Origin of the sequence: Streptomyces sp. NBC_01264, assembly GCF_026340675.1 — a bacterium.
In the GTDB taxonomy this organism is placed as follows: domain Bacteria; phylum Actinomycetota; class Actinomycetes; order Streptomycetales; family Streptomycetaceae; genus Streptomyces.
This window is the reverse complement of record NZ_JAPEOX010000001.1, coordinates 3126811-3147755: the sequence shown is the minus strand read 5'-3', so window position 1 is coordinate 3147755 and position 20945 is coordinate 3126811. Positions and strand designations below refer to the sequence as shown.

The 20945-nt window shown below is 73.0% G+C and carries 12 protein-coding genes; 6 read left to right on the top strand and 6 right to left on the bottom strand.

All coding sequences use genetic code 11. The annotated features are described in order from the left end of the window. Positions 1-48: 48 nt before the first annotated feature. From OG435_RS14365 to alc, 3 genes are all read left to right on the top strand, one after another. Entirely contained in the window at positions 49-1665 is a 1617-nt protein-coding gene (locus tag OG435_RS14365; protein ID WP_266877214.1) for a glycoside hydrolase family 13 protein, read from the top strand. Then, on the top strand, positions 1662-2666 hold the full coding sequence (locus OG435_RS14360; protein WP_266877213.1) for a LacI family DNA-binding transcriptional regulator: 1005 nt from the start codon (positions 1662-1664) through the stop codon (positions 2664-2666). The genes OG435_RS14365 and OG435_RS14360 overlap by 4 nt, the downstream gene beginning before the upstream one ends. Positions 2667-2798: 132 nt before the next feature. Beyond that, entirely contained in the window at positions 2799-3938 is a 1140-nt protein-coding gene (gene alc, locus OG435_RS14355; RefSeq protein ID WP_266877212.1) for an allantoicase, read from the top strand. A 19-nt stretch (positions 3939-3957) separates the two neighbouring features. On the opposite strand, the gene OG435_RS14350 is transcribed toward alc, so the two are convergent. Continuing rightward, positions 3958-7494 carry a hypothetical protein gene (locus OG435_RS14350; protein ID WP_266877211.1) on the bottom strand — a complete coding sequence of 1179 codons (3537 nt, stop codon included), beginning with the start codon at positions 7492-7494 and terminating at the stop codon, positions 3958-3960. Between the two features lie 149 nt (positions 7495-7643). Between OG435_RS14350 and OG435_RS14345 the strand changes: the two genes are divergently transcribed. From OG435_RS14345 to pulA, 3 genes are all read left to right on the top strand, one after another. Beyond that, positions 7644-8111, top strand: coding sequence for an RICIN domain-containing protein (locus tag OG435_RS14345; RefSeq protein ID WP_266877210.1), 468 nt, complete (start codon positions 7644-7646; stop codon positions 8109-8111). A 226-nt stretch (positions 8112-8337) separates the two neighbouring features. Next, a complete protein-coding gene (locus OG435_RS14340) occupies positions 8338-10086 on the top strand; it encodes a carbohydrate-binding module family 20 domain-containing protein (RefSeq protein WP_266877209.1) in 1749 nt (582 codons plus the stop codon). A gap of 41 nt (positions 10087-10127) precedes the next feature. Beyond that, the gene (gene pulA, locus OG435_RS14335) at positions 10128-15539 is read left to right on the top strand and encodes a pullulanase-type alpha-1,6-glucosidase (protein WP_266877208.1); all 5412 of its coding nucleotides are present in this window, start codon (positions 10128-10130) and stop codon (positions 15537-15539) included. Here pulA and OG435_RS14330 read toward each other — a convergent pair. The 5 genes from OG435_RS14330 to OG435_RS14310 all read right to left on the bottom strand — a co-directional run bounded on the left by OG435_RS14330 (position 15526) and on the right by OG435_RS14310 (position 20882). After that, positions 15526-16071, bottom strand: coding sequence for a GNAT family N-acetyltransferase (locus tag OG435_RS14330; RefSeq protein WP_266877207.1), 546 nt, complete (start codon positions 16069-16071; stop codon positions 15526-15528). The two genes, pulA and OG435_RS14330, sit on opposite strands and share 14 nt — an antisense overlap. A 39-nt stretch (positions 16072-16110) precedes the next feature. After that, complete coding sequence (locus tag OG435_RS14325; protein WP_266877206.1) at positions 16111-16884, bottom strand: TetR/AcrR family transcriptional regulator; 774 nt, start codon at positions 16882-16884, stop codon at positions 16111-16113. Positions 16885-16919: 35 nt separating this feature from the next. Beyond that, positions 16920-17972 carry a PDR/VanB family oxidoreductase gene (locus OG435_RS14320; protein WP_266877205.1) on the bottom strand — a complete coding sequence of 351 codons (1053 nt, stop codon included), beginning with the start codon at positions 17970-17972 and terminating at the stop codon, positions 16920-16922. Next, entirely contained in the window at positions 17969-18871 is a 903-nt protein-coding gene (locus OG435_RS14315) for a metal-dependent hydrolase (protein WP_266877204.1), read from the bottom strand. Before OG435_RS14315 ends, OG435_RS14320 begins: the two co-directional genes overlap by 4 nt. An 82-nt stretch (positions 18872-18953) precedes the next feature. Further along, positions 18954-20882, bottom strand: a complete 1929-nt coding sequence (locus OG435_RS14310) for a hypothetical protein (protein ID WP_430625630.1) — start codon at positions 20880-20882, stop codon at positions 18954-18956. Positions 20883-20945 lie beyond the last annotated feature (63 nt).

The window sequence follows — 20945 nt, the reverse complement described above, 5'->3', positions numbered from 1 at the left end:
CCCGCCCCCCGCCCTCGTACCACCCGGCCCGACCTCTTCAAGGACGACATGACCCAGCACCTCGCCGCCGAAACCTCGTGGGACGGCCTCCCCACCTCCACCGGCACCCTGCCCGGCTGGTGGAGAGAAGCGGTGATCTACCAGGTCTATCCGCGCAGTTTCGCCGACTCCAACGGGGACGGCATGGGGGACCTCGAAGGCATTCGCAGCCGGCTGCCCTACCTCAAGGACCTCGGCGTCGACGCCGTGTGGCTCAGCCCCTTCTACGCCTCCCCGCAGGCCGACGCGGGCTACGACGTCGCCGACTACCGCGCCATCGACCCGATGTTCGGCAGCCTCCACGACGCCGACGCCGTGATCCGCGAGGCGCACGGGCTGGGCCTGCGGATCATCGTGGACCTGGTCCCCAACCACTGCTCCGACCAGCACGAATGGTTCAAGCAGGCGCTGCGCGAAGGACCCGGTACGCCGCTGCGCGAACGGTTCCACTTCCGCGCGGGGCGGGGTGCGGACGGCACGCAGCCCCCCAACGACTGGGAGTCCATCTTCGGCGGACCCGCCTGGACCCGGGTCGCCGACGGGGAGTGGTACCTGCACCTCTTCGCGCCCGAGCAGCCCGACTTCAACTGGGAACACCCGGCCGTCCAGGACGAGTTCCGCTCGATCCTGCGGTTCTGGCTCGACCTAGGCGCCGACGGCTTCCGCATCGACGTGGCCCACGGCCTGGTCAAGGCCCCCGGCCTGCCCGACCTCGGCCGCGGCGAACAGCTCAAGCTGCTCGGCAACCAGGTGCTGCCCTTCTTCGACCAGGACGGCGTCCACGAGATCTACCGCTCCTGGCGCCGGGTCCTCGACGAGTACGCCGGCGACCGCATCGGCGTCGCCGAGGCCTGGACGCCCAGCGCCGACCGGACGGCCATGTACCTGCGGCCCGACGAACTGCACCAGGCCTTCAACTTCCACTACCTGAACACCGGATGGGACGCCCGGGCACTGCGCGCCACCATCGACGAGTCCCTGGACGCGATGCGCCCGGTGGGCGCGCCGACCACCTGGGTGCTGTCGAACCACGACGTGGTGCGCCACGTCACGCGCTACGGCGGCGGGGCCCAGGGCCTGGCCCGGGCGCGGGCGGCCGCGCTGCTGATGCTGGCGCTGCCCGGATCGGCCTACGTCTACCAGGGCGAGGAGCTCGGCCTGCCCGAGGTCACCGACCTCCCGGACTCCGCCCGCCAGGACCCGGCCTTCGCCCGCGGCGCCGGGCAGGACGGGCTGCGCGACGGCTGCCGGGTGCCGATCCCGTGGTCGGGCGGCGAAGCCCCGTACGGCTTCGGCGACGGCGGCAGCTGGCTCCCGCAGCCGGCCGAGTGGGCGGGTCTGAGCGTGGCCGCGCAGACCGGCGACCCGGCCTCCACCCTGGAGCTCTACCGCGCCGCGCTGCGCCTGCGCCGCTCGCAGCCGGAGCTGGGCGCGGGCGACGCGGTCCAGTGGCTGGAGGCCCCGGCGGGCGTCCTGGCCTTCCGCCGGGGGGACTTCACCTGCACGGTCAACACCACGGACGCGCCGGTAGGGATCCCCGCGTCGGGCACCGTACTGCTGGCGAGCGGGCCCCTGCCCGACCCGTCGGAGCTGCCGGCCGACACGGCGGTGTGGTGGCGGGGATGACCTCCCCGCTGCGGCTGACGGACATCGCCGCGCAGGCCGCGGTCAGCGAGGCGACCGTCAGCCGCGTCCTCAACGGCAAGGCGGGCGTGGCGTCCGGCACCCGGCACAAGGTGCTGGCCGCCATGGACCTGCTGGGCTACGAACGCCCGGTCCGGCTGCGCCGGCGCAGCAACGGCCTGGTCGGCCTGCTGACCCCGGAGCTCACCAACCCCATCTTCCCGGCGTTCGCGCAGGTCATCGAGCAGACCCTCGCGGGCCACGGCTACACCCCGGTGCTGTGCACGCAGACCCCGGGCGGGGCCACCGAGGACGAGCTGGTGGAGCAGCTGGAGGAGCGCGGGGTCACCGGCATCGTGTTCCTGTCCGGTCTGCACGCGGACTCCTCGGCCGACCCGTCCCGCTACCAGCGGCTCGCGGCCCGGGGGGTCCCCTTCGTCCTCATCAACGGGTTCAACGAGCGGGTGCAGGCCCCCTTCATCTCCCCGGACGACCGCGCGGCGGCGGAGATGGCGGTCCGCCACCTGGAGGACCTGGGCCACCGCAGGATCGGCCTGGCCATCGGGCCGACGCGCTACGTGCCGTCGGCCCGCAAGGAGGCGGGCTTCGTCGCCGCCCTCCCTTCGGCGGCGGCCGACGGCCTGATCCAGCGCACCCTGTTCACCGTCGAGGGCGGCCACGCGGCGGGCGGAGCCCTGCTGGACCGGGGCTGCACGGGCATCGTCTGCGGCAGCGATCCGATGGCGCTGGGCGTCATACGGGCGGCCCGCGAGCGGGGCCTGCGCGTCCCCGAGGACATCTCGGTGGTCGGCTTCGACGACTCCCCGCTGATCGCCTTCACGGCCCCCCCGCTGACCACGGTCCGCCAGCCCGTGCGCGCCATGGCCACGGCCGCGGTGGGCGCCCTCCTGGAGGCGGTCGCCGGCACCCCGGTCCAGCGCACGGAGTACGTCTTCCAGCCGGAACTGGTGGTCCGGGGGTCCACGGGGCAGGGGCCGGGCTAGCAAGGGAACCGTTCGGAATTACTGAAAGGAACGATCGAAAAGCGTCGATGGACGTGAGTGATCACGAGCTGTGAGAGTTGTCGAAGTCACCCCAACTCCCTTGCACACACAGCTGAAAGGCGTCACCCACCCATGCGTCCTTCCCCCGCCGAACACTCCGTTCCCGCCGAGTCCGCCTACGCCGCTCCGTACGTCTCCGGTGACCCGTACGCCGACTACCGCGGCACCGACGCCGCCTTCACCCGGCTGACCGACCTCGCCGACCGCCGGCTCGGCGCCGGCGTCGTCGCGGCCAACGACGAGTTCTTCGCCGACCGGGAGAACCTCCTCTCCCGCACCCCCGCCGTCTTCGACGTCCACGACTACGGGAACAAGGGCAAGGTCATGGACGGCTGGGAGACCCGTCGCCGCCGCGGGGCCGACGCCGGCCACCCCTTCCCCACGGACGCCGACCACGACTGGGCCCTGGTCCGCCTCGGCGTCCCCGGAGTCATCCGCGGCATCGTCGTGGACACCGCCCACTTCCGGGGCAACTTCCCCCAGCAGGTCAGTGTCGAGGCCGCCGCGTTCGAGGGCGCGCCCTCCGTCGCCGAACTCCTGGCGGACGACGGCGCGTGGGAGGTCATCCTGCCCCGCACCCCCGTCCGCGGCCACGCCGCCAACGCGCTCCCCGTCGACTCGGACCGGCGCTGGACGCACCTGCGGATCAACCAGCACCCCGACGGCGGCATCGCCCGGCTCCGTGTGCACGGCGAGGTCGTCCCCGACCCGCAGTGGCTGGAGCTGCTCGGCACCTTCGACGTGGCCTGCGTCGCGAACGGCGGCAGCGTGACGGACGCGTCGGACGGCTTCTACTCCTCGCCCGGCAACACGATCATGCCGGGCCTCTCGCAGAAGCAGGACGACGGCTGGGAGACCAGGCGCCGCCGTGACAAGGGCAACGACTGGATCGAGTACCGGCTCGCCGCGCAGAGCGAGATCCGCGCGGTGGAGGTCGACACCGCCAACCTCAAGGGCAACGCCGCAGGCTGGGTGTCCCTGTCGGTCAAGGACGGCGAGGCCGCCGAGTGGACCGAGGTGCTGCCCCGGACCGCCCTCCAGCCCGACGCCCTGCACCGCCTCCCCCTGGCGGTCCCCGCCACCGCCACCCACGCCCGCCTGGACGTCTACCCCGACGGCGGCCTGGCCCGCCTGCGCCTCCACGGCAACCTCACCGGGGCCGGCGCGGCCGCCCTGGCCGACCGCGTGACCCGCGCGACGCGCCGGAGCTGACCGGGCCCGGGGTCCGGGCTCACGGGTGGGCGCCGCAGGGCGGGGCGAAGGCGAGCGCCGTGAAGTGGTGGGTCCACTGGGCTCTGGTGATGCGGGGGTACGCGGTGGCGCAGACGCGGGCGGTGACCCGGTCCGGGGTGGTGTCCCACTGGCGGATCGTGAAGTCGTTGCCGCCGGTGGACAGGGTGGCGCCGTCCGGGCTGAAGGCCACCGCCGGTACGGGGTTCGCGTGACCGGTGAGGACCGTGGGCGTGGCCGTACCGTTCACCTCCCACAGCAGGGCCTTGCCGTCCCCGGCGCCGGCGGCCAGTCGGCGGCCGTCCGCGTCGAATGCCAGGCGGTAGAGCCAGGAGCCGGATGCGCGCAGCCGCTTCACCCTGGTCGGGTGGCCGGCGGTGTCGATGTCCATCAGCCATACCGTTCTGTCCGTGCGGTGGAAGGCGGCCAGTCTCCGGTTGTCGGGGCTGAACACGCCGCCGGTCAGGGGGTCGGAGCGGTACGGGGACGGTCGTTCCCGGGGGCTGTGCGGATCGCTGATGTCCCACAGGCGCAGGGAGCCGGAGTCGCCGCTGCTCGTCATCAGCGTGCGGCCGTCCGGACGGAACGAGGCCATGGTGACGTCCGGGCCGTCCTCGGCGATCCTGCTCAGCCGACGGGGACGGGCGGGGTCGGTCAGATCCCAGAGTCCGGCCGTGCCCAGGGCCCAGACGGCCAGCAGGCGGCCGTTCGCGGCGAAACCGGCGCCGCCGACTTCGCCGCCGCCGGGGGAGAGGACCGATGTCAGGCGCGGTGTGCGGGGATCGGTCACGTCCCAGACGCGGACGGCGGCGTCCTCGCCGGTAGTGACGAGGATGCGCCCGTCCGGGCTGAACGCGGCCTGGTAGAAACCGCCCTGGATCGTGCTGGTCCGCTTCGGGGTCGCCGGGCCGGCGACGTCCCAGAACTGCGTGGCCCCGCCGACCGTGACGAGGGTGGAGCCGTCCGGGGCGAAGGCCACCGACCAGACGATCGCCGGATGGACGGGCAGAACGGCCCGCGGCTGCTTGCGCGCGAGGTCCCATACCCGCGCGGTGCGGTCCCAGCTCCCGGTGGCCAGGGTGCGGCCGTCCGGGCTGAACGCGGCCGAGGTCACCGTGTCCGTGTGCCCGCGCAGGACGTCCAGGGGGAGGGGATCCGCGGGGTCGGTGACGTCCCACAGCCTGACGGTGGTGTCGCCGGTGGTCGCCAGCGTGCGGCCGTCCGGGCCGAACGTCACCGAGGTGACCGTGTGGGTGTGGCCCGGCAAGGTGGCCAGGAGGTGGGGGTGGCGGGGGTCGTCCGCCTTCCACAGGCGCGCCGTGCCGTCGGCGTGGCCGGTGGCCAGGATGCCGTCCGGGCCGTACGCCACCCAGGTCGGCCCGGACCCCTGGTCCGGCAGCAGGCTCAGCTCGGCGGGCGCCCGCCGGTCCGTCACGTCCCACAGCCGCACCGAGCGTTCGCTCGCCGTGGCCAGGACCCGGCCGCCCGCACCGAACGCCACCGACATCAGCCGCTCCGGCTGGTTCACGACGGCCAGTTGTACGGGGTGATGGGGCTCCCGTACGTCCCACAGCCGGGCCGTGCGGTCCCAGCTCGCGGTGGCCAGGACCGGGCTCCCGGGGGCGAAGGAGACCGAGACCACGTCGGAGGTGTGGCCGGTGAGCCGGCTCGTGTACGGCGTCGGGAACGCGCTCATGAGCTGATCGCGGACGTCTCCGGTGGCCGCCAGCCGGTACGCGGCCAGATGCAGCTGCGCCGAGAGGGCGGGATCCCGCGGCCGCACCTCGGCCGCGTCGGCGGCGGCCTTGCGGGCGATGGCCACGTTGCGCTGCCGGAGGGCCGAGTCGCGCGAGTCGACGGCCAGCCCGCCCGAGGTCGCCGCGATGACCACCAGGACCGTGAGGAGCGTGGCGAGTTGCCGCAGGCGGACCGTCCGCCTGCGGACCGCCGCCATCTCGCCGGCCTGCGCCGCCCGGCCGGCGTCGAGGAAGCGCCGCTCCCTGGAGGTCAGCCGGCTGCCGTCCGCGGCGTCCAGGTCCAGCGCCGCGGCCAGCCGGGCCCCCGGGTAGAGGGCGTGCGGGTCGTGGCCGTGCGCCTCCCAGCCGGCGGTCGCGTCGGTGAGCTGCCGGTGCAGGAGCAGCCGGTCCCGGTCCTCGGTCAGCCAGCCGCGCAGCCTCGGCCAGCACCGGATGATCGCCTCGTGGGTGATCTCGACGCACCCCTGGTCCAGCGTCACCAGCCGCTGCCGGGCGAGCGATTCGAGCACGGATTGCGTGTCGGGGGTCGGGTCCAGCTCGTCCCTGGTGATGCGGCGCCTGGTGTCCTCCGTACCGTCGCCCAGCGCGGTCAGCCGCAGGAACAGTGACCGGGCGAGGTCCTGCTGGACGGGGGACAGCTCCCGGTAGGCGGCCTCGGCGGTCTGTGCGAGGGCGTGCTGGATGCCGCCGGCCGCCAGATACCCGTCCAGCGTCAGGCGGTTGCCGCTGCGGCGGCGCCAGGTCTCGACCATCGCGTGCGAGACCAGCGGCAGCGCACCCGGCTGCCCGGTCGCGTCCGCGACCACGGCGGCCAGCAGCGGGCCGGTCACCGTGCAGTCGGCGAGCATCGCCGGCCGGGTGACGGCCTCCCGTAGCTCCTGGCCGCTCATCGGACCGACCGCGATCTGCGCGTCGCGCACCGCCTCGACCAGCCGGGAGTCCTGGACGCAGTGTCCGTAGAAGTCGGCGCGCACGCCGAGCACCACCCGGGTCCGGCTGGTCGCCGCCGTGGTGGCCGCGATCAGCATGCCGATGAACGCGTCCCGTTCGTCCCGCTCCCCGCAGAGGGTGAAGACCTCCTCGAACTGGTCGACCACGATCAGCGCGTCGACGTCCGGTGCGCGGTCGATGACGGTCTGCCTGATCCGCAGGTGCAGCGCCGCCGGGTCGGCGAGCAGCTCGGCGACGAGCTCGCCGGGAGCGGCGCCCGTCCGCGCGGCCAGCTGGACGGCGCACTCCTCCACGGGACGCGAGCCCGGCGTGAACAGCATCACCGGCCACCCCGACGCCCGCGCGCGGGCGACGAGCCCCGCCCGCAGCAACGAGGACTTTCCCGATCCGGACGGTCCGAAGACCGCCAGGAAGCGGCGCTCACGCACCTTCGCGACCACCTCGCCGGTCAGCCGCTCGCGCCCGAAGAACCGGTCGGCGTCCTCCGGTTGGAACGCCGACAGCCCCGCGTACGGTGCGCCCTGCCGGCCGGCTTCCGCGGACTCGCCGCCCTGGGCGCTCGCGGCGGTCTCGGCGGCGACCTCGTGCCATCGGGCTTCCCAGGCGCGGGGGTCGCCCCGGCACGCCTCGACGTACGCGAGCGTGACGGCAAGGCTCGGAAAGGTGTGCCCGCCCGCGGCGTCCGACAGTGTCGTGGACGAATAGTGCGCCCTTTTGGCCAGGGCCCGATAGGGCGGCCGCCCCGCCTTCTCGCGCAGTTTTCGAAGGTCGGCGGCGAACCGCGCCAGCGGGCCGGTGTCCGGGTCGAGCGGGCGTTCGGGGCGGGGCATGGCTTTCCTTCCTGCGCCTTCCGCAGTCGTGATGGGTGGTGTTTGTCCAGCTGTTGATGTCCGGAATCCAGGTTCCGGCGCCGGACATCGACAGGTGGCTAGACAAGGGGTCGGCGCAACCCGCGCAAGGGCAACACGAAGGAGAATCCATGCGGTCTCTACGGCGACTGATGCTTCTGCTGGCGACCACCGGGCTGCTGGCCGGCGCCACCTTGACGGGCACACCCGCGCAGGCCGCGGCGCCCCTCCTCAAGTCCAACTTGAACAGACGGTGCGCCGACGTCTTCATGTTCCACCAGGAGAACGGCGCCTCCACCGTGACGTGGGACTGCCACGGCGGCACCAACCAGCAGTGGTACCGGGACGGGGAGCAGATCCGTTCCAGCCTGAACGGAAAGTGCCTGGAGATCTACGGCCCCCACCTGGGCGACCAGGGCTCGGTGAGCCTGTGGGACTGCAACGGCGGCAGCCACCAGAAGTGGTTCCGCAACGGCGGCGAGATCCGTAACCGGGTGAACGTAAAGTGCCTCGACATCCTGGCCGGCAGGCCCGAGAACGGCCAGCTCCTGGTCAGCTGGGCCTGCAACGGCGCACGCAGCCAGAGCTGGGACTTCTGAACACCGGCCCGGTCCGGCACCCCACGTGCCGGACCGGGCCCCGTCTCCGACAGGACCGGCCCGCGCGCGGTCGCGTGGGGCCGGTACCTCCGCGAAACAATTCTGCAATCTCTTGCGCAAGGTCTTGCAGCCGTTCCTCCTGGCACCTACGGTCGCTGCAATCCCCAACTCGGCCGTGACCGGTCCCCACCCGGTCCTGCGCCTCTCCGCCAGGAGGAACGCCCGCATGCCAACCCGTACCCGCGCCGTCAGAGCCGCCGTCGCGCTGCTGTCCGTATCCGCCGTCACCGCCGTGGCCGCCCTCGCCGTCGTCGGGGGGACCGCTCCGCCGGCGCTGGCCGCCGCCCCAGGTGAGAAGGACGTCACCGCCGTCATGTTCGAGTGGCGGTTCGACTCCGTCGGGAAGGCCTGCGGGGAGAGCCTCGGGCCCGCCGGGTACGGCTACGTCCAGGTGTCGCCCCCGCGGGAGCACATCCAGGGGAGCCAGTGGTGGACCTCGTACCAGCCCGTCAGCTACAAGATCGCCGGCCGGCTCGGTGACCGTACCGCCTTCAAGGCCATGGTCGATGCCTGTCACGCGGCCGGCGTGAAGGTCGTCGCCGACTCCGTCATCAACCACATGGCGGCCGGGGACGGCACCGGAACGGGCGGGAGTTCGTACACGAAGTACAACTACCCCGGCATCTACTCCGGCGCCGACATGGACGACTGCCGGTCCTCGATAGCGAACTACCAGGACCGCGGGAACGTGCAGAACTGCGAGCTCGTCCAGCTCGCCGACCTGGACACCGGCGAGGACTACGTGCGCGGCCGGATCGCCGCCTACCTCAACGACCTGCTCTCGCTCGGCGTCGACGGGTTCCGGATCGACGCCGCCAAGCACATGCCGGCCGCCGACCTCGCCACCATCAAGTCCCGGATGACGAACCCGAACGCCTACTGGAAGCAGGAGGCGATCCACGGCGCGGGCGAGGCGGTCTCGCCGAGCGAGTACCTCGGGAGCGGGGACGTGCAGGAGTTCCGCTACGCGCGGGACCTCAAGCGGGTCTTCCAGAACGAGAACCTCGCCAACCTGAGGAACTTCGGGGAGGCGTGGGGGTACATGCCCGCCGGGCAGTCCGCCGTCTTCGTCGACAACCACGACACCGAGCGCGGCGGTGACACCCTCAGCTACAAGAACGGGTCCGCCTACACGCTCGCCAATGTCTTCATGCTCGCCTGGCCCTACGGCTCCCCGGACGTGCATTCCGGCTACGAGTGGACCGACCGCGACGCCGGACCGCCCAACGGCGGCACCGTGAACTCCTGTTACACCGACGGCTGGAAGTGCCAGCACGCCTGGCGGGAGATCTCCTCCATGGTCGGCTTCCGCAACTCCGCGCGCGGCCAGGCCGTCACCGACTGGTGGGACAACGGCGGCGACCAGATCGCCTTCGGGCGCGGCGCCAAGGCGTACGTGGCGATCAACCACGAGGGCTCGGCCCTGACCCGGACGTTCCAGACCTCCCTCGCGGGCGGCGACTACTGCGACGTGCAGAGCGGGCGGGCCGTGACCGTGGACTCCGGCGGGCGGTTCACCGCCACCCTCGCGGCCGGAACGGCCGTCGCCCTGCACGTGGGCGCCCGCGGCTGCGGCGCCACCTCCACCCCGAGCCCGAGCCCGACGCCCACGCCCACCGCCACCGCCGGGGCCTCCTTCGCCGTCAACGCCACCACCGTCGTCGGCCAGAACATCTACGTCACCGGTGACCGCGCCGAGCTCGGCAGCTGGAACACCGGCGCCGCGCTCAAGCTCGACCCGGCCGCCTACCCCGTCTGGAAGCTCGACGTCACGCTCCCGCCCGGCACGGTCTTCGCGTACAAGTACGTCCGCAAGGACGCCGCCGGGAACGTCGCCTGGGAGAGCGGAGCCAACCGCTCCGCCGCGGTCCCCGCCAACGGCAAGGTCACGCTGACCGACACCTGGCGCAACTGACCCACCCGCCCCACCCCGTCCCGTACCCGAGGAGATCCGCCTTGATACGCCCCGCCCTCGCCGGCGCCGCGGGAGTGCTCGCCGCCACCCTGGCCGTGACGCTCCTGCCCGCCCTGCCCGCCGCCGCGGCGGACGCCGCCAAGGCGCCACCGGCACCGCCCTCGGACGCCCGACTGGCGGCCGAGTCCGCGCGGCACGACCTGACCCGGGAGCAGTTCTACTTCGTGCTCCCGGACCGGTTCGCGAACGGCGATCCGCGCAACGACCGGGGCGGCCTGACCGGTTCCCGGCTGGAGACCGGGCTGGACCCGACGGACAAGGGCTTCTACCAGGGCGGGGACCTCAAGGGGATCACCGACCGGCTGGACTACATCAAGGGGCTCGGCACCACGGCCATCTGGATGGCGCCGATCTTCAAGAACCAGCCGGTGCAGGGGACGGGCAAGGACGCCTCGGCCGGCTACCACGGGTACTGGATCACCGACTTCACCCAGGTCGACCCGCACTTCGGGACCAACGCCGATCTGGAGCGGCTGATCGACAAGGCGCACGGGAAGGGGATGAAGGTCTTCTTCGACGTCATCACCAACCACACCGCCGACGTCGTCGACTACCGGGAGGCGTCCTACGGGTACCTGTCGAAGGGCGCCTTCCCGTACCTGACCAAGGACGGGGAGCCCTTCGAGGACGCCGATTACAGCGAGGGGACGGGGAGGGGGACGGGGAAGGGGAAGGGGAAGGGGAAGTTCCCGAAGACCGACACCGACTCGTTCCCCCGCACCCCCTTCGTCCCCGCGGCGAAGAAGAACCTGAAGTCCCCGGCCTGGCTCAACGACCCGACGATGTACCACAACCGGGGCGACTCCACCTTCGCCGGCGAATCCTCCGACCAGGGTGACTTCTTCGGCCTCGACGACCTGTGGACCGAGCGTCCCGAGGTCGTGGAGGGGATGGAGAAGATCTACGAGAAGTGGGTCGAGGAGTTCGACGTCGACGGCTTCCGCATCGACACCGTCAAGCACGTCGACACCGGGTTCTGGACCCAGTGGGCCACCGCCCTCGACGCCTACGCGGCCCGGCACGGCCGCAAGGACTTCTTCATGTTCGGCGAGGTCTACTCCGCCGACACCGCGATCACCTCCCCCTACGTGACCCGCGGACGCCTGGACGCCACCCTCGACTTCCCGCTCCAGGAGGCGATCCGCTCGTACGCCGCCCAGGGCGCGGAGGCCGGGAGGCTGGCCTCCGTCTTCGGCGACGACTACCGGTACACCACCGACAGGGCGAACGCCTACGAGCAGGTCACCTTCCTCGGGAACCACGACATGGGCCGCTTCGGGACCTTCCTGAAGCAGGACCGGCCGGGGGCGGGGGAGCGGGAACTGCTGGACCGGTACCGGCTGGCCAACGAGCTGATGTTCCTCTCCCGGGGCAACCCGGTGATCTACTCCGGCGACGAGCAGGGCTTCACCGGCGCGGGCGGGGACAAGGACGCCCGACAGCCCCTCTTCGCCTCCAAGGCGGCCGACTACCTGGACGACGACCAGCTCGGAACAGTGCGCACACATGCGAACGATGCTTACGATCCGGAGCACCCGCTCTACAAGCAGATCAGTGCTCTCGCGAAGCTGACGAAGGAGCACCCGGCCCTCCGGGACGGCGTCCAGAGTGAACGTTTCTCCGATGGTTCGGCCTATGCCTTCGCCCGCACCGACACCCGTACGCGCACCGAGTACCTGGTCGCGGCCAACAACGCCACCGCGCCCCGCACCATCGACCTCGACGCCCCGGCCGGCGTCCAGTACACCCTCCTCTACGGCGGCACGGCCACACTGATCCGCTCCTCCGCCACCGGCAAGCTGACCGTCCCCCTCCCGGCCCTCGGCTCCGTGGTCCTCCGGGCCACCACCCCCGCCGCCAAGCCCACCACCAAGCCCGCCCTCACCCTCAAGGCCCCGGCCCCCGGCGCCACCGGCACCGTCGAGCTCGCGGCCGAGGTCACCGGCGACCCCCTGAGCCGGGTCGTCTTCGCCGCCCAGACCGGCACGGAGAAGTGGCAGGTCCTCGGCTCCGCCGACCACGCCCCGTACAAGGTCACCCAGTTCATCGACCCGGCCACCGCCGCCGGCACCCCGCTGCGCTACAAGGCCGTGGTCGTCGACTCCGCCGGCCGCACCACGAGCGCCCTCGCCGCGTCCGTGACCGGGCAGACCCCGCCCGCCGAGGTCCCCACCGCCACCCAGCGCGACTACGCGATCGTCCACTACAACCGCCCCGACGGCGACTACACCAACTGGCGCCTCTTTGCCTGGGGCGACTTGGCCGAGGGCGAGACCACCCCCTGGCCCGCCGGCCACGACTTCACCGGCCGCGACGCCTACGGCGCCTTCGCGTACGTCAAGCTGAAGCCCGGCGCGAGCAGCGTCGGCTACCTCGTCATCGACAAGGACGGCACCAAGGACGTCGCCGCCGACCGCACCATCGACGTGACGAAGACCGGCGAGATCTGGCTGGAACAGGGCAAGGAGCCCGCCCGCACCGACCGCCCCGCCTACCCGCCGCAGGACACCACGAAGGCCGTCCTGCACCACCAGCGCCCCGACGGCGCCTACGAGGGCTGGGGCCTGCACGTCTGGACCGGAGCGGCCACGCCCACCGACTGGTCCAAGCCGATCCTCCCCTCCCGCACCGACTCCTACGGCGCCGTCTACGAGGTCCCCCTCGCCGCCGGAGCCACCACCCTCAGCTACATCCTCCACAAGGGCGACGAGAAGGACCTCCCCTCCGACCAGTCCCTCGACCTGAAGGCCAACGGGCACGAGGTGTGGATGCTGGGAGGCAAGGAGAAGTACCTCCTCCCGCAGCCCGCCGGCAGCGCCGCCGCACTGGACCTCACCAAGGCCCAGGCCGTCTGGATCGACCGCGACACCGTCGCCTGGAACGCCCCGTCCGCCGCCGCCTCCCTCCAGCTCCTCGCCTCCCGCGAAGGCGCCGTCAAGGCCGAGAACGGCACCCTGACCGGCCGGGCGCAATGGCTGCGCCTAGCGAAGACCGAGCTGAGCGCCGCCCAGAAGCAGAAGTACCCGCACCTGGCCGCGTATATAGCCTGGACGATCGACCCGCGCGACCGGGACCGCGTCCGCGAGGCCCTGCGCGGCCAGCTCGTCGCCAGTGCCCGCGCCGCCAACGGCGCCGTACTCGCCGCCACCGGGGTGCAGCTCGCCGGGGTCCTCGACGACCTCTACGCGACCGGCGCGGAGCAGGCCGCCCTCGGCCCCGTCTTCAAGGACGGCCGCCCCGCCCTCTCCGTGTGGGCCCCGACCGCCCAGCAGGTCGCCCTCGAACTCGACGGCGGCCGCACCGTCCCCATGCGCCGCGACGACGCCACCGGCGTCTGGTCGGTGCGCGGCGAACGCGACTGGACCGGCAAGCGCTACCGCTACGCCGTCACCGTCTGGGCCCCGAGCACCGGCCAGGTAGTCCGCAACCTGGTCACCGACCCGTACTCCACCGCCCTGACCACGGACTCCGCGTACAGCCTGGCCGTGGACCTCGCCGACCCGAAGCTGGCCCCGGCGGGCTGGCGCGAGCTGAAGAAGCCCGCGCCCGTCCCCTTCACCTCCGCGCAGATCCAGGAGCTGCACGTCCGCGACTTCTCGGTCGCCGACCGCACCACCACCCACCCCGGCCAGTACCTGGCCTTCACCGACACCGCCTCGGCGGGCATGCGCCACCTGCGCGACCTGGCCGCCGCCGGCACCTCGTACGTCCACCTGCTGCCCGCCTTCGACATCGGCACCATTCCCGAGAAGCCCGGGGACCGCACCGAGCCCGCCTGCGACCTGAAGGTCTACGCCCCCGACTCCGAGGAGCAGCAGGCCTGCGTGGCCGCCGCGGCCGCGAAGGACGCCTACAACTGGGGCTACGACCCGCTGCACTACACGGTCCCCGAGGGCTCGTACGCGAGCGACCCGAACGGCACGGCCCGCACGGTGGAGTTCCGCCGCATGGTGCAGTCCCTGAACGGCGCGGGCCTGCGCACGGTCATGGACGTGGTCTACAACCACACCGTGGCCGCCGGCCAGTCCGAAACGTCGGTGCTCGACCGCATCGTCCCCGGCTACTACCAGCGGCTGCTCGCCGACGGCTCCGTCGCCAACTCCACCTGCTGCGCCAACACCGCCCCCGAGAACGCCATGATGGGCCGCCTCGTCGTGGACTCGGTGGTCACCTGGGCCAAGCAGTACAAGGTCGACGGCTTCCGCTTCGACCTCATGGGCCACCACCCCAAGGCCAACATCCTGGCCGTGCGAGCCGCCCTCGACGCGCTGACGCCCCGGAAGGACGGGGTCGACGGGAAGAAGATCGTCCTCTACGGCGAGGGCTGGAACTTCGGCGAGGTCGCCGACGACGCCCGCTTCGTGCAGGCCACGCAGCGGAACATGGCCGGCACCGGCATCGCCACCTTCTCCGACCGGGCCCGCGACGCGGTCCGCGGCGGCGGCCCCTTCGACGAGGACCCGCGCGTCCAGGGCTTCGCCTCCGGCCTGTTCACCGCGCCCAACGCTTCCCCGGCGAACGGCACTCCGGCGCAGCAGCGCGCCCGGCTCCTCCACGACCAGGACCTGATCAAGGTCGGGCTGACCGGCAACCTCGCCACGTACGCCTTCACGGACTCCACCGGCCGTACGGTCAAGGGCTCCGAGGTGGACTACAACGGAGCCCCGGCCGGGTACGCGGCAGCCCCTGGCGACGCGCTCGCGTACGTCGACGCCCACGACAACGAGACCCTCTTCGACGCCCTCGCCTTCAAGCTCCCGGAGGGCACCACGCCGGCCGACCGGTCCCGCGCCCAGGTCCTGGCGATGTCCGTGGCCGCCCTCTCCCAGGGCCCGGCCCTCTCCCAGGCGGGCACGGACCTGCTCCGCTCCAAGTCCCTGGACCGCAACTCCTACGACAGCGGGGACTGGTTCAACGCCATCCACTGGGACTGCGAGGACGGCAACGGCTTCGGCCGCGGCCTGCCCCCGGCGGCCGACAACCGCCCGAAGTGGACCTACGCGAAGCCCCTGCTGGCAGCGCCCGCACCCGGCTGCGCGGAGATCGGCGGCGCCTCGGCCGCGTACGGGGACCTGCTGAGGATCCGTACGACGGAACCGGCCTTCGCCCTCACCACCGCCGACGCGGTCCAGGCGAAGCTGGCCTTCCCCCTCTCGGGGCCCGAGGAGACCCCGGGCGTGATCACGATGGCCCTGGGCGACCTGGTGGTGGTCTTCAACGCCGCTCCCACCGCCCTGACCCAGCGGGTCCCGGCCCTCGCGGGCACGGCGTACGCCCTGCATCCGGTCCAGGCCTCGGGTGCGGACGCGGTGGTCCGGCAGGCGGCGTACGACCGGGCGAAGGGGGAGTTCGCCGTCCCGGCGCGCACGGCGGCCGTCTTCAAGCGGGGTTGACCAGAGTGAGCTGGTCCAGCCGCTTCTCCAGCAGGATCACCCCGTAGACCCGTCCGTCCTTGCCCACCTTGTGGGGGAACTCCCCGACCACCCGGTAGCCCGCGGACTGGTAGTACGCGACCAGCCGGGGGTTGGTGGAGACGCAGTCCAGCCGCGCCCGTTCGCGGCCGGTCCTGGCGATGCGCCGCTCGAAGTGTTCGAGCAGCCGCCGGCCGGCCCCGGCGGGCGCGGCCTCGCGTTCGACCATGAGCCGGTGCGCGTAGCCGGCCACGGGCGGCTGGATCCCCCAGGCGTCCTCGTCGGACCACCACAGCTCGTAGGCCCCGACGGCGTGCCCGTTGCCGTCCGAGGCCAGCCACACCTCGCCCTCGCGCATGACCGCCAGGAAGTGCGCGGGATCCTTCTCCCCGGGCTTCCACTGCTCGATCCCGTGCGCGGCCATCCAGCGGGCGGCCTGGTCGTACAGTGCCACCAGCGTGCCGGCGTCCTTCTCCTCGGCCTGGCGGAACACGATCCCGTCGTCAATGATCACGCGGGCATTATTGCGCGCTATTCGATCAAGAACGGTCCATCAACGCGGACCGGGCACCGAGGGGCCGGACCCGGTGGGGACGGACCCCGTGGGGGCGGCTCCTGAGGGGGCGGCTCCTGTGGGGACGAGGGCCACCAGCCGCCCCACCAGTTCCCCGAACGGCCCATCGGGCGGCTCGTCCACCAGGATCCGTACGAGGATTCCCGCCATCTCCGCGTCGTAGGCGGCGCTCACCGCGGCCAGCGCCGCGAAATCGTGCACCAGCTGCAACTCCAGCTCGGCGCGCGGGATCCGCCGGCCGTCCAGCCAGATCAGCGCCGTCGACTCGGCCAGCGACACCCACGAGCGCACCACGAGCTCCAGCCGGGCGGGCGGAGCCTTGAGGTCGACGCCCAGGTGCGCGAGGATCTGCTCGTACGCCGCCTGGCGGACCTCGTCGATCATCGCGTTGGCCCGGCTGCTGCCGACCGCCGGACCGCCCCGCATCAGCGCCGAGAAACCGGGCCCGTGCTCGTCCACGAAGGCGAAGAACCGCCCCATGACCCGGAGCAGCCGCGCCCCGAGCGGCCCCTCCCTCGGCTCCACGAACCGCAGCGCGAGCTCGTCGGCGGCCCGCCGCAGCGCAGCCTCGTAGAGGCTCAGCTTGCCGGGAAAGTAGTGGTAGACCAGCGGCCGCGATATCCCCGCGGCCGCCGCGATCTCGTCGATGGACACATCGTCGGGCGAGCGGTGGCTGAACAGTTCCAGCGCCACCCCGATCAGCTGCTGCCGCCGCTCCTCGACACCCATCCTGCGCCGCACCCCGGTTGTCATGCGGACACCCTACTGCGCACCCCCGTAGGGGCCCCCTACAGGTCCAGGACCAGCCGGTCCGAGGCCGCGCGGGACACGCACAGCAGCATGGAATCCTCGCGTTCGCCGTCCGTGAGGAGGGTGTCGCGGTGGTCGATGTCCCCCGACAGCACCCGGTGTTGGCAGGTGCCGCAGAAGCCCTGCTCGCAGGAGTACGGGGTATCGGGCAGCTCCCGGCGGACGGCGGTCAGGGCGGATTCCGCCGCCGCGACCTCCACGACCCGGCCCGAGCGGTGCAGTTCCACGGTGAAGGGCTTCGCGTCCCCGCCCGCGGCCGCCGGGGAAAACCGCTCCAAGTGGACCGGGACTCCCGCGGGAACGGCCGCCTCGACCGCCGCCATCAGCGGGGCCGGGCCGCAGCAGTAGACCAGGGTGCCCGGGCCGAGGGACGCGCCGAGGGCGCTCAGGTCGGGGAGGCCCGCCTCGTCCTCGGCGACGACCGTGACCCGGTCCCCGTACCGCGCGAGTTCGGCCAGGAAGGGCATCGAGGCCCGCGAGCGGCCCCCGTAGAGCAGGGTCCAGTCCGCGCCCGCCGCCGTGGCCGCCCGGAGCATCGGGAGGACCGGGGTGATGCCGATCCCGCCCGCGACGAAGGCGTAGGACGGGGCGGGGACGAGGGGGAAGCGGTTGCGCGGCGGGCGGACCGCGAGCTCCGCGCCCTCCACCAGCTGGGCGTGCGCCTCGCGCGAGCCGCCGCGGCCGTCTTCCACGAGCCGGACCGCGATCGTGTAGCGGCCCCGGTCGGCGGGGTCGCCGCACAGGGAGTACTGGCGCACCAGCCCCGACGGGAGCCGCACGTCCAGGTGCGCACCCGGGGCCCACTCCGGGAGTTCCGCCGATTCCAGCGTCAGGGACAGCACCCCCTCCGCGGGCTCGGTACGGGAGACGATCAGCGCCGGAATCCACCGGCGCGGCGAGTACCCCGAGACCGGGGTCTCCAGCGCGGGCAGCGGCCACAGCGGCGATCCGGCGTCGATGCGCCGGCCGATCGCACGCTTCGCCAGCCAGGCGGCGCCCGCGAGCGCGGTCACCGTGAGGGCACGCCTCATCCGCGGCCACCGCCGTTCGCGCCGGGGGAGGAGGCCAGGTAGGCGACGGCCTGCGCCGTGGAGCCCTCCTGCGAGGGGTGGTAGGTGCGCGAGAGGTACGTCGGGATCGACTTCAGCATCGCGCCGGTCGACGGCAGGGTCCCCTTGCGGCCCGAGCGGTAGAACTGGCCCACCGATGCCCTGGAGCCGGGCGGGAGTCCGGGGTCGTGTTCCATGAAGTAGCGCGATCCGCGCTGCCACAGGAAGACCAGCGCCGTGAAGGCCGTGGCCCAGGTCCGCGCCCGGCGGCGGTAGTTGCCGTCCAGGTGCATGAACAGGTCGAAGGCCACCGACCGGTGCTCGACCTCCTCCGCACCGTGCCAGCGCAGCAGGTCCAGCATCACCGGGTCCGCGCCGCGCCGGTCCAGTTCCTCCGCGTTGAGCACCCAGTTGCCCAGGAAGGCCGTGTAGTGCTCGATCGCGGCGATCATCGCCACGCGCTCCATCAGCCACCACTTGCGGGGCGCGCCCGGCGGCAGCGTCCGGTCCCCGAGCATCTTCTCGAAGAGCCAGTCGATCTGCGCCGTGTAGGGCGTCGGGTCCAGGCCCAGCCGCTTCAGGTGGGGGAGCACGTCGTCGTGCGCGCTCGCGTGCATGGCCTCCTGGCCGATGAACCCCACGACGTCCTCGCGCAGTCGCTCGTCCGTGATGTACGGGAGCACCTGCTTGTAGACGTGCACGAACCAGCGCTCGCCCGCCGGGAGCAGCAGGTGCAGCACGTTGATCGTGTGGTTCGCGAAGGGGTCGCCGGGCAGCCAGTGGAGCGGGGTGTCCTCCCAGGAGAAGGACACGTTGCGGGCCTTCAGCTCTATGTGTTCAGACGCCACGGGGGCGGGCGACGCGGGCGGCGTATTAGACATGGCGTCAATGTACTGATGGGTAGAGGGGAGGGAAACCCCTCTACCGACACTTCCTGCGCCCTGGTCCGGACCGGCGCCGGGACTACCTCAACACCCCCGCCTTCGAACCGTCCGTGAGCTTGCCCGTCAGTTCCACCTGCGCCCCCGCCGGAGCCTTCACCGCCAGCCGGTTGCCCACCGCGACCCCGCTCACCTGGCCGCCGCCCACGGTCAGCGAGGCGAACTGCGCACTGCCCGCCGCCAGGACGTACCACTGCCCGGCCTTCGACTTCCACAGCACCCCGGCCAGCACCCGCGGCTCCCGCGGCCCGCACGCCGGCGAACCCTCCGCCTTCGCCGCCTGGGCGGCCAGCGGCGCGCCCGGGGCCAGGAACTGTGCCTGCACCCGGTCCGCCGTGCCCTGCCAGGTCTCCGCCCGGGTGCACAGCCAGGTCGCCGTGCCGTCGCCCTCCGGCAGCGGCTGCTTCGCGTACGTCCACGCGTTGACCGTGCGCACCCCGTGCGAGCGCACCGAGGGCAGCAGGCACGCGATCCGCGACCAGTCGCCCAGCTCCGCGCCCTCCGTCACGTTCCGCTCGGCGCCAGGCGCCCCCGAGGTCAGCCGGGCCGGGGTCAGTTCGCCCAGGTCGGTGAAGAGCCGGGTCGCGCCGTCACCGGTCACGGCCAGCGCGTTCCAGCTCGTACAGGTTCCCGCGGGGGCGGGGCTCGGCACCGGCGGGGTGACCCCGTCCGCCGTGAGCTCCAGTCCCGTCGGGGCGTCCCCCGGCTTGAGCAGGTCCCGCTGCGTCGCGGCCGTCACCCACGGCGCCGTCAGATAGCGGACGTTGCCGTCGACCCTGCTGAGCACCAGGGCCGCCGCCGTGTCCGCCGAGGCGCCGTCGGTCCGGGCGAAGTCGAGGGCGGCGATCTCGGTGCCGGAGCGCGGTTCGGCGTACCGGGCCACGCGCAGGCCGTCGTACAGCAGGACCACGACGGCCTGGTCGACGGTCCCGGCGAACAGCAGCTGCGGGGGCCCCATCGGCGGTCCGGACGGGGTGCCGGGTGTGGCCGAGACCACGACCGAGCGGCCCGGCCGGGCCCAGACGGCCAGCGCCCGCCGCAGCAGTGCGGCATCGTCGACGCGGTCGCCGCGCGCGGGCCAGCCGGAGTAGTCGGTACGGGAGGAGGTGCGCCAGACCGTGGGCGCGACCCGGACCAGCTGCCCGGGGTCCAGGGCCTGCTCCGCCGCGGCGTTCCTCGCGTACAGCGGGGCGGCGGCCCCGTCGGCCCCCCAGCCCCCGCCGGGCAGCGAGAGCAGCACCCCGCACACGGCGAGGGCGGCCCCGGCGGCGATCCCCGCCCGCACCAGCCGCCGGCGGCGCAGCAGGTCGGTGGGCCGGGCCTGGAGCACGCAGGGGTCGAACTCCGGTGAGGCGAACAGCTCGTCGGTCGACGGATCCCCCGACTCCGCGACGGCGGCGGCCGGATTGACCACGCCCGCCTCCGCCAGTACCCGCAGCACCTCCGGCTCGGGCAGCCGCTCCAGCGCCCGCAGGACGCACGCGGCCCGGCCCGGCCCGTCGAGGGTGGCCAGCCACTGGTCGAGCGCCAGCTCCTCGGCCCCGCCCGAGCGCGGGAACAGCCGCAGCCCCCACACCTGGGGGAGCAACGGCGGCAGTTGGGCCCGCCGGGGCAGCGCGCGGAACGTCAGCGGGATCCCGGCTTCCAGCGCGGCCCGCAGCACGCGCAGCCGTACGTACGCGTACCCGGACTCGGGACCCGCACCGCCCCGCTGCCCCGGCACCCCGCCCTGCACCGCCGCCTGCGCGGCGGCCGCACCGTCCCGCCGCCCGCGCGGCAGGGCGCGCTGGGCCAGCGAGTGGGCGGTGAGCACCCGCCGGTTACGGCCGAGGGCGGGCGGCAGCACCAGGTAGGCCAGCCGGACCAGCCGGGGATAGTGCTCGACGATGGCGGCCTCGGCCTGCTCGACATCGGGGGAGAGGGGGCGGGTGGCGGTATCCGGCGCAGTCACGTTCAGCAGAACGAGCGAATGGTCGGATGGTCACCCGGTCCCAGCGCGCGCGTTCGGGCCGAT